Here is a 13,419-nt window from a genome sequence, read left to right as displayed (position 1 = left end):
ACAACTATTCCGAAAACATAATGGGGGGTATTTGAATGAGAGTTATGAAAAAAGGACTTATGACGATGGCAGGTGTCGCTTTGCTAGGCATGCAGCTCGCTGCATGTGGGAACACGAACACGAATTCGAATAACGAGCCTAGTAGTAACGCTGGTAATACAAAACCTGTTGCAACCGAGACTGCCGCTAAGCCAGTCGAGATTACATGGTGGAACTTCCCAACCTTCCAAGCGCTTGACGGTGAAGTCGGTAAATATGAGAAAGAAATTATTGCAGCTTTTAATGAGAAAAACCCAGAAATTAAAGTAAACCTTGAAATGATTACCTTTGAAGGCGGCCCTGAGAAGCTGAATGTCGCTATCGCATCCAACACAGCTCCTGACGTTATCTATGATGCACCTGGACGAATTATAGACTGGGGCAAAAAGGATTTGCTTGCACCGCTAAATGATATGGTAACGGATGAAGTGAAAAACGATATTGCACCGGCCTTCTGGAAGCAATCGAGTGTAGGCGATGATGTATATATGTATCCAATTAATACCGCGCCGTTCATGATGGCTGTCAATAAGACGATATTCGAGAAAATCGGTGCGTTGGATCTGCTTCCACTGAAAAAGGAAGATAGAACATGGACGTTTGAAGAGTATAAGAAAGCACTTGAGGCTGTTAAAGAAAAAGCGCCGGAAGTCATTCCGACCGGATTTTTTGCAAAAAGCCAAGCAGGAGATCAAGGAACACGCGCTTATATCGCTAACCTAGGTGTTTCCAGATTTTTGAATGAGGACAATTCCGCTGTTGCAATTAACACAGAGGATGCTGCTAAAGCACTTGACTGGATTGTGCAAGCTACAAAGGATAAATTAAGCGTTGCAGGCTCGGCTTCACTTGCTGCCGCTGATGTGAATGATTTGTTCCTGCAAGGGAAACTAGCTTTTACACTAAACTATTCTGCTGTTCTTAAAGCACAAAACGTATCTAAAAAAATGGTTGAATTTGAAGATATCTTACTTCCTTTCCCTACATTAGATGGATCTGAGCCAAAGCTTGAGCCGTATCTTGGCGGTATGGCCGTATTCAACAATGGTGATGAGGATAAAATTGCAGCATCGAAAAAATTGATCGATTTTATCGCTAACGACGAGGTATATGGCAAGAAAAACTTGATTCAAACGGGTGGATTGTCTGTGCGTAATTCCATTACAGGGCTATATAACGATCCCGAGTACACATACGCTGAATATGCACGTAAATTTACGACTGATGCGCCAACAATTGCAGACGGCTATGCGGAAATCCGTACATTCTGGTTCCCTGAACTGCAAAATGCCTTGATTGGCGGAGCAACAGGCAAAGAAGCTTTGGACAGCTTTGCCAAAAAAGCTAATGAAGCCATTACGAAAGCAAAAGCAGCTGCTAAATAAATCATAAAGAACAAGGCGTCCATGAAGGAGTAGAGTGCGCAAGTGCTCTACTCTTTTCAAATCATCGAAGAATGGGGAGAGGGAAATGGAGGCAGCGGTTCGCAAAACAAAGGGCTATGTTATACGCGATTGGTTGATGAGCTATATTTTTTTATTGCCAGCGTTTGGATTTTTCCTGCTTTTTGTTGCTTATCCGATGGTCAAAGGGGTTTATATCAGCTTCTTTGATTACTCGCTCAGAGATTTTAACTTTATTTGGTTCGATAATTACATCTCGTTGATTCATAACGAAACATTTCTGAAGTCCATGAGAAATACGCTTTTGCTTGTTGTCATAACCGTACCTATCGTAATCATCTTTTCTATTTTTGTTGCGGTCAATATTTACAAGAAGAAAGAGTTTGCAAGATCCTTCTTTAGAGGCGTTTTCTACTTGCCGGCTGTATCCTCCGTCGTTAGTATTACGGTGGTATGGGGCTGGATCTATCATCCGAACTATGGCATTCTCAATTATTTAACAAGCTTGGTTGGAGCCGAGCCCATTTCTTGGTTGGGAGATACAAGGACTGCACTGCTTGCCATTATCGCGGTATTAATTACGACATCCGTTGGTCAACCGATCATCCTATATGTCGCATCACTTGGCAATATTCCGACCTCCTACATCGAAGCGGCGGAGCTGGATCGCGCAACGCCTTGGCAAATTTTTCGGAAAATTGTATGGCCGATGCTGATGCCTACAAATTTGTATATTATCGTGATTACCACGATTAATACTTTTCAGTGCTTCGCTTTGATTCAGCTGCTTACCTCGGGAGGACCGGTCTATAGTACATCGACCGTTATGTACGGCGTATATGAGCAAGCATTCGTGCTGGGCCATTTCGGCAACGCTTCTGCGATGGGGGTTCTGCTCGCGATCGTCATTGGCATCATCTCTATCATTCAGTTCAAATACTTTGGCAGCGATGTTGAGTACTAAGGAGGGGACATCATGAATACAAGCCATTCATTAGAAATGAAAGCATCTATGCCGCATCCAAAGCGGAAAAGCGCATGGAAAAAAGAGTTCACGCCCTCGAAAGTGCTGGCAGGAATCCTTTTGATACTAGCAACGATATTTTTTATCTTTCCTTTTTACTGGGTTGTCTCAGGCTCGTTTAAGCTTCAGACCGTCGCTACCACCATTCCTCCAGAATGGTTTCCGCTCAAGCCGACCATGCAAAACTGGACCGAATTATTCAAAAATCCTGTAGAGCGCTGGATGTTCAACAGCTTCATTATCGCTTTGCTAGAGATGATTGCGATATGTGTTGTTTCTTCTCTTGCTGGATATGTGCTTGCCAAAAAAACATTCCCTGGACGAGCGGTCATTTTTACGATGTTCGTCGCAGCGATGGCGCTGCCTAAACAAGTTATTCTCGTGCCGCTCTTTACGATGTTAGCGGATTTTGGGTGGGTGAACACCTATAAAGGACTTATTTTACCGGCGATCGGCTGGCCATTCGGTGTGTTTCTCATGAAGCAATTCGCACAAACCATTCCGGGAGAACTGATCGAAGCTGCGAAGATTGACGGCTGCTCGGAAATACGATTATTCACTACCATTATCTTACCTTTACTTAAGCCTGCATTAGGCGCGCTTGCGATCTTTACGTTTATTACTTCTTGGAATGATTATTTCAGCCAACTCATTATGACTAGATCAACATCGATGATGACGTTGCCGCTTGGCGTTGCTACGCTTAGAGGCGAATTTACAACCAATTACGGGCTGCTTATGGCTGGTGCGGCATTAGCTTCTATTCCAATGATCGCTATCTTCCTTTTATTCCAGAAGGCTTTTACACAAGGGATTACAATGGGGGCTGTCAAGGGTTAACAGGCATCGAGATCTATTTCAAGCTCTTTAAAATTCAACTTTCTAAAACGGAGGCTATTTTACAATGAAACGCTATGATTTAGAACAGTTTAAAGGCATTACGATCGCGATGTATTCCAGCTACAATGAGCAGGGTGAGATTAATAAGGAAGCAGCGCGGAAGCTAGCTCGCCATTATGCTTCTACTGGTGTGAAGGGTCTGTATGTCGGTGGAAGCTCAGGCGAGGGCATGCTGCAATCTGTAGAAGAGCGGAAGCAAATGCTGGAGGCGGTTATTGCAGAAGTTGGTCAAGAGCTTACGATTATTGCTCATGTCGGAGCTCCCTCAACCAGGGATAGCGTTGAGCTTGCGAAGCATGCAGAGCAAGTTGGCGCTCATGCCGTGTCTGCCGTACCGGCTATTTATTACCGATTATCTCCACAAAGCGTGGAAGCTCATTGGCAGGCCATTATTGATAGCACATCACTTCCTTTCATTATTTACCATATCCCCCAAACGACAGGTTTTCAACTATCGAAGAGCCTCTTAACCAAAATGGCTGCTCAGGAAAAAGTAATTGGCGTAAAAATATCAGCGGAGAGTACGTTTGAACTTCAGCAATTCAAAGCTTCTGGCGGCAAAGAGTTTCTCGTACTAAACGGTCCTGATGAGCAATACCTTGCCGGACGCAGCATCGGAGCGGATGGTGGAATCGGCGGTACGTATGGCGTCATGCCAGAGCTTTTCCTGAAGATTGAGCAATGTTATGTTCAAGGAGATATGGCCGAAGCGCAGAAATGGCAGTTTATCGTTAATGAGCTTATTGTGGAATTGTTATCATTCCCGTCTCTATATGGAGCTTGTAAGGCGATTTTGAAGCTGCGCGGATTCGAAACGGGCGAACCTAGAATGCCATTGTTGCCTATTACAGCTTCCGATATGAGTCGCATCGAAGATCTGAATCATAAAATATTGACATCTATCACGAATGCAAAAGGCTAAGTGTACACATAGATCTTCTTAGGGAGTGAGTAAGCGATTATGACTCGATTAAATGACATTTTTCGTGTGAAAGGGCTAATCGTTTCTAGTCAGGCGCTTGAAGATGAGCCGCTGCATGGCGGTGATACGATGGCAAAAATGGCAAGGGCAGCGGTGAGTGCCGGTGCAATTGGCATTCGAACGAACGGTGTTCCGGATATTCTCGCGATTAAGCAAGAAGTGGATGTGCCCGTCATTGGGCTAATTAAGCGAGATATCCCTGGTTCAGCTATCTTTATTACCCCGACGATGGAAGAAGTAAAGGCCATTATAGACGCTAAAGCGGACATCGTTGCACTTGATATCACGAACCGGGAAGGGCGATTGGAAAGCGTAAAGCCGTTAATTGATTATGCTCATGAACGAGGGGCTGCAGTGATGGCGGATATTTCGACGCTTGAGGAAGGAATAGCAGCTGAAGCACTGGGTGTTGATTACATTGGCACGACCTTGTCGGGGTATACGCCTTACAGCACACAGCAGGAGGCGCCTGATTTTGATTTGCTGGAGCAATTATGCAAATTAATAAGCATTCCGATCGTTGCAGAAGGACGGATATGGACACCGGAAGATGCGGCGAAAGCATGGAATATCGGAGCGTCTTATGTCGTTGTGGGCAGTGCCATTACAAGACCGCAGTTGATTACAGCACGTTATGTGCGCGCTCTGCGTTTGCCCCAAGGGTAAGGGGGAGAGCAGGTGGATATGCAATTGTACAGTCCCGAAGCTGAATACGCCATTGGCGTAGATATTGGGGGCACAAAAATTAATGCTGGCGTCGTCAACTCCGAAGGTACCGTGTTGCATACCGTTAGCATTAGTACGATGGCGGGCCAAGCAACTACGGTAGATCGTGTTCAGTTGGCTGTTCATGAGTTACTGAGAGAGGTAAAGGCGAAGCAGCCGGATATCCGCTTCAAAGGCATGGGCGTTGGCAGTGCGGGACAAGTGGATTGGAAGGAAGGCAGTATTCGGTCGGCTTCCGAGCTAATTCCTCATTATGCAGGAACAGCGTTAAAGAGCATTCTCCAGCAGCATTTTCTTCTTCCGACAATTGTAGATAACGACGTGAATGTGCTGGCACTGACGGAGAAGTATTTGGGAGCAGCGCAGGGCGTTGACCATTTTCTCTGCCTTGCTCTAGGAACCGGAGTAGGCGGTGCTGTTGTTGTGGATGGTCGCCTTGTTCACGGTTTATGGGGCGGAGGCGGAGAGCTTGGACATATGTCAGTAGATTTTAATGGAGAGCCCTGTATGTGTGGAGGCAAAGGCTGCTTGGAGCAATATGCATCTGGCACAAGCATTGCTCGGCGCATGCGCGAGAAGCTCTTGATGAACGGCTATCTTGAAGCTGACGTGGATTCACGTGATGTGATAACAAGATGGAAGGCTGGCGATCCGCTTGCAGTAGAGCTTATGGAGGAAACGATGGCTGCGCTTGGCTCAGCGATCGCTTCACTCATCCACATGTTCAATCCGGAAGTGATCGTGATTGGCGGCGGTGTCGCTGAAGCGGGTGAGCCGTTGTTCGCAGGAATCAGGAGGGAAGCAAGCCGCAGATCAATGCCGTCGATGATGGAGGGCGTTCGAATAGAAGCTGCTTATCGAGGAAATTTATGTGGGATGATTGGTGCGGCACTACAGGTCTGGGAGTATGGGGAGAAATTGTTGAAGCAATGAAATGGATAGGCAGTGAAGACGAATTCCCAAAAAAGCCCGCCCGATTTTATTTTCGGACGGGCTCTTTCTCTTTTTTATGCTGTCGGCCCCATGGTGGTGATCATCCATCTTACACCGTATTTGTCCTCAATTTGTCCGAATAAAGTGCCCCAAAATGCCGGCTCCAACGGGCACTTTACATTACCGCCTTCAGCTAGCTTATCGAAGGCTTGGCGAGCTTCGGATTCTGTTGTGAACTCGAGACATTGATTTATGGCATTCCCTCGAATGATCGGCTCAAATACGGAATCGGATCCCTTCATCCCTTGGTTTGGACTGTTCTTGCAGCCTCTATGAAGACAATGAATGAGAATTGATAAAATCGACAGATTCCATAAAAAATATTTTTAGAAGGTTGCTAGAGAAAATAATAAAGATATAATGGTCCAGTAGGGGGGAAGAATATGCATACGATAGAGAGCTTAGTGAAGCAATTAGAGCAGCTGGGTATTGACAGCAAAGGGACGTTGTTGGTCCATTCATCAATGAAAAGCATGGGGCCGGTCGAGGGTGGCGCGGACACAGTCTTGGATGCGTTTACCGAGTATATGAAGGATGGGCTGCTTGTGTTACCCACCCATACATGGTCCTATATAAATGCGGAAAACCCGAGGTTTTACGTTGATCGTTCACCTTCCTGCGTTGGAATACTAACCGAACTTTTTCGCAATCGGCCTGGTGTGGTGCGCTCGTTACACCCCACTCATTCGGTGGCGGCATTAGGGGAGGATTCAATAGAGTTCACAAAAGATGATCATCGTTTCGATACTCCATGCGCTAGCGGTTCCGCCTGGGGGAAGTTGCTCGACCGAAAGGCGACCATATTATTAGTTGGGGTCGATTTAAAGCGAAACACATTTATTCATGGAGTAGAAGAGTGGGTGGACATAGCGGGCAGGTTAACGGATGCCCATGAGATGCTTTACACGGTGTTACCCGATGGAACAGAAATCCCGGTACCTTCCCGCAGACATTGCGGTTTGTCGTGGTCGGAGCATTTTTGGAAAGTAGATGAGGTCCTTGAAAGTAAGGGCGCGATGCATAAGGGCCGGCTTGGCGATGCCATTGTAAGGGTTTGTGATGCGGCTATGGTTGCGAAAGTAATAACCGAAATGCTCATGGACAATCCGGATTTGTTTTCGGATAATAATCCCTTGGATCATTAATATGGATATTGATAGGCCCGCTCGGTAAATGATAACAGCGATAACCCAAAAGGGATTCTTTCCAACCATTCGGGTTATAGATCTAAAGATGAAGAAAGGGTAACCCACCGCAGCTCTTGCGAGCTTAGGTGGAGTACCCTTTCTTTTTAGTGTGAAATTAAATCAAGTTGGATTTCTGAAGCAGACGCTGGATAATCATCGCTACTTCAGCTCTTGTAATAAATGCCTTCGGTGCAAGTTCTGTACTTGTTCTACCTGTCACAATGCCGGACTGTACACTGTCCGCTATACTTCCCATTGCCCATTCCGAAGCTTTCGCCGCATCTACATACGGATGAAGAGTTGTCTCGATGGATTGAACAGGAAGCACCGCTCCGAAACTATCAGCATAAACTTGTCCGGCCGATGCTTTTAATGAAAAAAATCCATCAGGACTTGTTGCGCCCCGCACTGATATACTGTATCCACTAAAGGTCTGCGTGTTATTAGGGAGTTGAGGGGTGGCATACGCTGTGATAGAAATTACATTTTATAGGAATAAGCAAATCGTCACTAAGATAAAAAGGGACTTTAATTTATATATCGAGTCTATCTTTATACTACTTTTTCCTTTTTTCATTTTTAGGTTTCCTTTCAATTTCAATTTTGCTCAATATTTGTCGTAGACACAGACAATGCCTTCACATCTTCATCTTGATTAATGTTTAGATGTTCTTCTCCCTTCTGGATCTTTTGTCCGTATCATATCTCTTAAATAGAATAAACAGAGTGTTTTTTCACTAGCTACTGGCAGGTAACCTAACCATGTGCTTCGAGATATATCTATGTCTCTATGTTCTTTATCTGATGCCACAGAAATTATAGGGTAATATTTCTCTGTTTCATAGTGAGCGTTGTCATCAATTATGTCATATGACATAATTATTTTATTTTGGATTAAATAATGAAATTGTTGCTTTTTAATAAGTTCATATAGAGTGGAATAACGAGGTGGAATATTATTTCTAAAATTGATAATATGATGGCGATTCTATGGATGTTGAATTCAGGAAAGAAAGTTACGGCAAAACAAATATCTGAAAAGCTAGAGATTAATATAAGAACTGTTTACCGTTATATGGATGCACTTTCTACCAGTGGTGTGCCGATTATATCTGACACAGGTCATAACGGGGGGTATACCCTGTTAAATCATTTTATTGAAAGTCCACTTCTTTTTGATGTTGATGAGCAGACAGCTTTACTTCATGCTGCTGTTTTTGCAAAAGAAGCTGGATATTTTTTCGGAGAGGCATTGAACAGCGCAACATCTAAGTTAAAAAAGTATTCAAATCAAGAGCAGGAAAGAATGGTTAAGCAGCACTTAGAAGGGCTTGAAGTACTAAGTCCAATTGGAAAAGTATCTATGGAGCCAATATTGAAGAAATTGGAGCAAGGTATAGTAAGCGAAACAGCTGTAGAAATTGAATACCATACAGGTCGTGAAGAGCATTCGAAGCGTAGGATTGTTGATCCTTATGGAATTATTTATTGGAATAATAACTGGTATGTCATTGCATTTTGTCAGCTAAGGAATGAAATTCGCAGTTTTAAAGTGGGGCGAATAATCAGTATTACTCAAACCGATATGACCTTCAATCGTCCGAAGTTTTTTTCGGCAGGTGAATTTTTCATGGAAAGTCTACTTCCAGAAGTAGAAGATAAGCAAGGACTTATACCTGTAGTTATTGGTGGTAAGACAAGCGCGTTGGATAACTTATGCCAGCATTGGTTTCTAGGGCATTATTTCAAAGAAAGAACTTCTAATAAAGTGATATTTCTATTAGAAGAAGAAGCCATTCATAAGTATGTACCATACTTACTTTTACCCTATGGAAAATCCATTCAAGTAATAGAACCAATAAGCTTGAAGAAAGAACTTATTGAAGTTCTACACGAGTTAATTGATTATTATCAAGTTTAAAAACTTTACTGACGGAGGATGTCAGTAAAGTTTTTTTATAATAGGGTATATCGATTAATTACAAAGGGAGTGTGTATTATGCATACAAAAAAAGTGTATCTTTATGTATTTGATACGATGTCAGACTGGGAGGTAGGTTATTTAATTGCTGAACTAAACTCGGGCAGATATTTCAAAAAAGAATTAGTGCCTTTAGAGGTGGTTGCAGTAGGTGTTGATCATAATCCTATTACTACAATGGGAGGTTTGAAGATACTACCTCGTATTTCTATTGATGAATGTATTTTGGAAAGCACTGATGTTCTAGTTCTTCCAGGTGGGGATACTTGGATGGAAGCCATTCACGAACCTATATTAAAAAAAGTTTCTAAAGCTTTAAAAGAAGGTTCTGTTATTGCGGCGATTTGTGGTGCAACAATGGGACTTGCAAAGATGGGATTACTAGACTCAAGGAGGCATACTAGCAACAATCTTGAATATCTGAAAATGATTTGTCCTAATTATTGTGGAGAAAAATATTATGAAACGGACCCAGCAGTAACGGATAGTAATTTAGTTACTGCATCAGGAATAGCTCCGTTGGAATTTGCTATGCATGTATTGAAGGTGCTAGATGTGTTTGCAACAGAAACATTAGATTCATGGTTTAACCTTTATCAGACTCATGAACCCAAATACTTCTTCGAGTTAATGGACTCTATTAAATAGCTCATAAGTAGTATTCACCATGCTTTTTATGTCACCAATAGCACCGATAAAGGTAGACGTCATAAAACCACTCATGATGAGGAAAGACATGAGTGGTTTTATGTTATGGGCTTCTCTAGTTTGATAAGCCTACTTACATGTATTAAACTCTGGGAAAACTGATGTAAATATGCAATCTTCTTCCCAAAGGTATTAACCATTTCCTCACTGGTAAAATAGCTCTTAGACATGGTTTCCTCGAAAATCCATTTCAAGACGGAACAATACACTTCTTCGCATTTAATGATAACGCTTTTAGACTAAGCACTAAGAGAATACTTTATTTACTCTATACATTTGTTAATAGATAATAAAGTCTTAGACTGACATGCATTATTAAGTCAACGGGCAGATTTCTGTCGCTGAATCAAGGGGGAGGATTTATTCATGCAATTATCTGGATATCGAGTGGTTATGGGAAATGAACAATTTCATCACAGTTTTGGGGGATCAAGTTGGCTAACACCCTTATGTATGAATTGCCATGCCCCCATGCATCTTATCTTTTGCATAGACCTTACAGACCCTCGAATGACTAAACTTCACAAAGCTCCTCTAGATAGTTTACCTCTTGTTAGCTGTCTAAATTGTTCCGGGTACTGGGAACCTCAGGTTTTTCAGCTTGATGCGGCAGCTAAAGCAGTTACTATTGTTAAACAAACTGATGAAGAGCATTGGATCATGGAAGAGACTGATAAGCTACCGGTTCCTCTTCCTTTCAGCAGTACTAAACTGGTACCTTTATCGAATAAGGATATTCTTTTAGATAAGGATAATGATGAACCCTTTATGTTATTCGGTTCAGAGTATATATGCCGATTACTTGGCCCGCCTCTCTTTGCAATCGATGAGATTCAAAAATATTGTTCCTTTTGCTGCAAAGAAATGCATTATATAGCTACCGTCTGTAGTGAAGATTATAATTCCAAGGGACTGATACACAAGGGATTTTCATTCCATATAGGAGAATCCTTCATTTATTTTTATTTCTGTTCTACTTGCTTAAGGGTAGAGACAGAAATGCAAAGCGTCTAATGATTGAGGAGTTGATGCATTTTGGCAATAAAGTCCCTATTTGGATTAAGTTTTAGTTGGAATTACAAATCAAACGCATCTCCATTTGGTTGGAGGTGCTTTTTATTACTCATATGTGCTTTTTGACATGTCATTAAGCTAATGGGCAATCACCAGTCGATATGAAAAGGTAGCCTCGTTGTACTAACTGGCAGGATATTTCAATCGTTTCTCGAATATTTTCCGAGTTGGATAATTTTATAAACTTTGTGAATATAACGTTATCTGAAAGATACGCAATGATTATTTTTTGAAGGGATGATTAAATTGAAGCAAGGGATATTAGTTTTTCTAAATGGAACTTCAAGTTCTGGAAAGACCTCCATATCGACTGAACTGATAAATCAGAAAGAGATTCTTTTTTATCATTTATCAATTGATGATTTTTTTAATAATTACAATGATTTTATTAATAATAAATTTCCAGATGAACCTACAAGAGAAATAGATCATCAAGTTGTCTCACAAATACTTGATGATTCCATATTCGCAGTGTTCCATTCGACAATTAAATTGTTATCAGAAATGGGTTTTAATGTAATAGTAGATACCGTAATCGACAATGACAAGAGGTTTAATGAGTTTCTTGATCAATTTTTCGATCAGCCTACGTTATTTATAGGTGTAATATGCTCGAAAGAAGAACTCATAAGAAGAGAGCAAACAAGAGGAGATAGACAGATTGGACTAGCGGCTTCACAGTTTAGCAAAGTATATTGCTTTGATGAATATGACCTCGAAGTAAATACGGAAAAGATGAATCCAACAGAATGTGCCGAAGAGATATTAAGTTTTATTAAGTCCAATAAGGATTACTCGGTATTTAAGAAATTAAGTAAAAGAAATGTTAGTGTTTCCTAGAAGGCGTATCCATCAGACAACACCATATTCAAGCATCGGGGCTATTGCCCCTCGGTCTGCCCGAGGGATTTCAGAATTAAGCTAACGGGAAACGTTAGTTGAACAAACAAGGAGCAGTTTGCTGCGGCAGCCGCTCCTTTTCTTTATTAAGCTAACGGGCAGAATAATTCCAATATGTGGTATATTTAGTTGAGGGATTTGAACAAGGGGGGGCAATGTTGAGGGAGATAAAGCATCCAGTTAAGAGTCCTACAAGGATTAGAACCATTATAGGCATGATTGTTATTATATTGAGTCAATCTATTCTTGTATTTAGATCATGGGATCAGAGTGGTGTATTCTACGCTTCGTTAACGGTGATTCTTCTATGTTTAGTTGTACTGTTACTCGCATTGTACAAAACATTTTTCAAGAAACCAACCGAGTTATGCCTATCCAATGAGCAAATCATATTAAATGGGAAAATAATTAGCTCGAGGAATATCAAAGTGATAATGACCAGGGGGTACTTTAAACCTGTTACCGGGATATTACCTTACAGGAGGAGAATCGTCCCCATGGATATGGAATTTATGTATTTAAAGGATGAAGATAGAGGTACCTCGGATTTAAAGAGTTGGGCAAAAATGAACAATGTAAAGATGGTCAATAAATCGTTTCAAACGTGGATATAAGTGCATTCCCTAGCACTATTCGGTACGATTGTTTTCTTATTCAGATTATGGGCTTAACTAGGATGACATACTTGTTCGTTACGCTAACGGGTCACGTTAGTTGAACAGAGCAAGGAGCAGTTACTACGGTAGGTGCTCCTTGCTTTTATTAAGCTAAAGGGAAGGATAGTTTAAACATTTCGCGAATACTCCGAGGATGGAATTATTTGCGAAGTTCACAAATTTATCGTTATGTGAAACTCTTTGTGGAAAGGATGATAGCAAATTCAGTGATAAAACTAATATTTAAGCTTATAAGCTATAGCAGTTCATTATTAACTCTCGTTTATGTGTTATTTTTATATGCCGATTTGTTTATCTTTACAGAGGACAATTCAGTCGATGATGGTTATTATCTATATGTGCTGATCATTTTTGTCCCAATTCCTTTATTTTTATCGATGGTAACTAACTTTTTAATTGAAAGAAATGAAGAACATAAAAAAAGTATAATATTACGAATGCAAAAGATATTTCCATTAGCATGTTTTATTCTTATAGTAGGACAATTCTTATTATTTTCTATGAGTTCGATATGGATTGCGTCTGTGATGAGTATAAGCATTTCAATGATGTTATTATTTATAGGGATATATTTACTAATAAAAGATTTAAGGGATTAGTTTGATGGCTAATCAATAAAGAAAGAGCTTCACATAACACCGTATTCACGCTTCGGGCATACGACCCTCAGTCCGCCGTCGGAATTTCGAGGAACAGATTCTACCATTCATTAAGCTAACGGGTAACGTTAGTTCAACAAACAAGGAGCAGATTGCTACGGTGAACTGCTCCTCTTCTTTATTAAGCTAATGGGCAGGATAGTTCCAATATGTGCTAAATTATGGG

13 protein-coding genes are annotated in these 13,419 nt (G+C 41.4%); 11 read left to right on the top strand and 2 right to left on the bottom strand.

Features of this window, described 5'->3' with window-relative positions; all coding sequences use genetic code 11:
- Positions 1–35 precede the first annotated feature (35 nt).
- From AC0YOD_RS28495 to AC0YOD_RS28470, 6 genes are all read left to right on the top strand, one after another.
- Positions 36–1,424, top strand: coding sequence for an ABC transporter substrate-binding protein (locus AC0YOD_RS28495; RefSeq protein WP_475802708.1), 1,389 nt, complete (start codon positions 36–38; stop codon positions 1,422–1,424).
- A gap of 85 nt (positions 1,425–1,509) precedes the next feature.
- Positions 1,510–2,406, top strand: a complete 897-nt coding sequence (locus tag AC0YOD_RS28490) for a carbohydrate ABC transporter permease (RefSeq protein ID WP_475802707.1) — start codon at positions 1,510–1,512, stop codon at positions 2,404–2,406.
- 12 nt (positions 2,407–2,418) lie between these two features.
- The gene (locus tag AC0YOD_RS28485; protein WP_475802706.1) at positions 2,419–3,306 is read left to right on the top strand and encodes a carbohydrate ABC transporter permease; all 888 of its coding nucleotides are present in this window, start codon (positions 2,419–2,421) and stop codon (positions 3,304–3,306) included.
- Between the two features lie 64 nt (positions 3,307–3,370).
- Entirely contained in the window at positions 3,371–4,288 is a 918-nt protein-coding gene (locus AC0YOD_RS28480) for a dihydrodipicolinate synthase family protein (RefSeq protein WP_475802705.1), read from the top strand.
- A gap of 39 nt (positions 4,289–4,327) precedes the next feature.
- Complete coding sequence (locus AC0YOD_RS28475) at positions 4,328–5,014, top strand: N-acetylmannosamine-6-phosphate 2-epimerase (protein ID WP_475802704.1); 687 nt, start codon at positions 4,328–4,330, stop codon at positions 5,012–5,014.
- An 18-nt stretch (positions 5,015–5,032) separates the two neighbouring features.
- Positions 5,033–6,007: an ROK family protein gene (locus AC0YOD_RS28470; RefSeq protein ID WP_475802730.1), complete on the top strand. Its 975-nt coding sequence runs from the start codon at positions 5,033–5,035 to the stop codon at positions 6,005–6,007.
- Positions 6,008–6,081: 74 nt separating this feature from the next.
- Here the strand turns inward: AC0YOD_RS28470 and AC0YOD_RS28465 are convergent, their stop codons facing one another.
- The gene (locus AC0YOD_RS28465) at positions 6,082–6,309 is read right to left on the bottom strand and encodes a VOC family protein (protein WP_475802703.1); all 228 of its coding nucleotides are present in this window, start codon (positions 6,307–6,309) and stop codon (positions 6,082–6,084) included.
- Positions 6,310–6,450: 141 nt separating this feature from the next.
- On the opposite strand from AC0YOD_RS28465, the gene AC0YOD_RS28460 reads away from it, so the two are divergent.
- On the top strand, positions 6,451–7,212 hold the full coding sequence (locus AC0YOD_RS28460) for an AAC(3) family N-acetyltransferase (protein WP_475802702.1): 762 nt from the start codon (positions 6,451–6,453) through the stop codon (positions 7,210–7,212).
- Between the two features lie 157 nt (positions 7,213–7,369).
- Here the strand turns inward: AC0YOD_RS28460 and AC0YOD_RS28455 are convergent, their stop codons facing one another.
- A complete protein-coding gene (locus AC0YOD_RS28455; RefSeq protein WP_475802701.1) occupies positions 7,370–7,663 on the bottom strand; it encodes an S-layer homology domain-containing protein in 294 nt (97 codons plus the stop codon).
- A 549-nt stretch (positions 7,664–8,212) separates the two neighbouring features.
- Between AC0YOD_RS28455 and AC0YOD_RS28450 the strand changes: the two genes are divergently transcribed.
- The 4 genes from AC0YOD_RS28450 to AC0YOD_RS28435 all read left to right on the top strand — a co-directional run bounded on the left by AC0YOD_RS28450 (position 8,213) and on the right by AC0YOD_RS28435 (position 11,857).
- Positions 8,213–9,175, top strand: coding sequence for a helix-turn-helix transcriptional regulator (locus AC0YOD_RS28450; protein ID WP_475802729.1), 963 nt, complete (start codon positions 8,213–8,215; stop codon positions 9,173–9,175).
- Positions 9,176–9,253: 78 nt separating this feature from the next.
- Entirely contained in the window at positions 9,254–9,883 is a 630-nt protein-coding gene (locus AC0YOD_RS28445) for a type 1 glutamine amidotransferase family protein (RefSeq protein WP_475802700.1), read from the top strand.
- 426 nt (positions 9,884–10,309) lie between these two features.
- The gene (locus AC0YOD_RS28440; protein WP_475802699.1) at positions 10,310–10,957 is read left to right on the top strand and encodes an rRNA methylase; all 648 of its coding nucleotides are present in this window, start codon (positions 10,310–10,312) and stop codon (positions 10,955–10,957) included.
- A gap of 306 nt (positions 10,958–11,263) precedes the next feature.
- Positions 11,264–11,857 carry a chloramphenicol phosphotransferase CPT family protein gene (locus AC0YOD_RS28435; RefSeq protein ID WP_475802728.1) on the top strand — a complete coding sequence of 198 codons (594 nt, stop codon included), beginning with the start codon at positions 11,264–11,266 and terminating at the stop codon, positions 11,855–11,857.
- Positions 11,858–13,419: the final 1,562 nt, after the last annotated feature.

Source organism: Paenibacillus sp. J31P13 (genome assembly GCF_056269295.1).
This window is presented reverse-complemented; position numbering and strand designations above follow the sequence as displayed.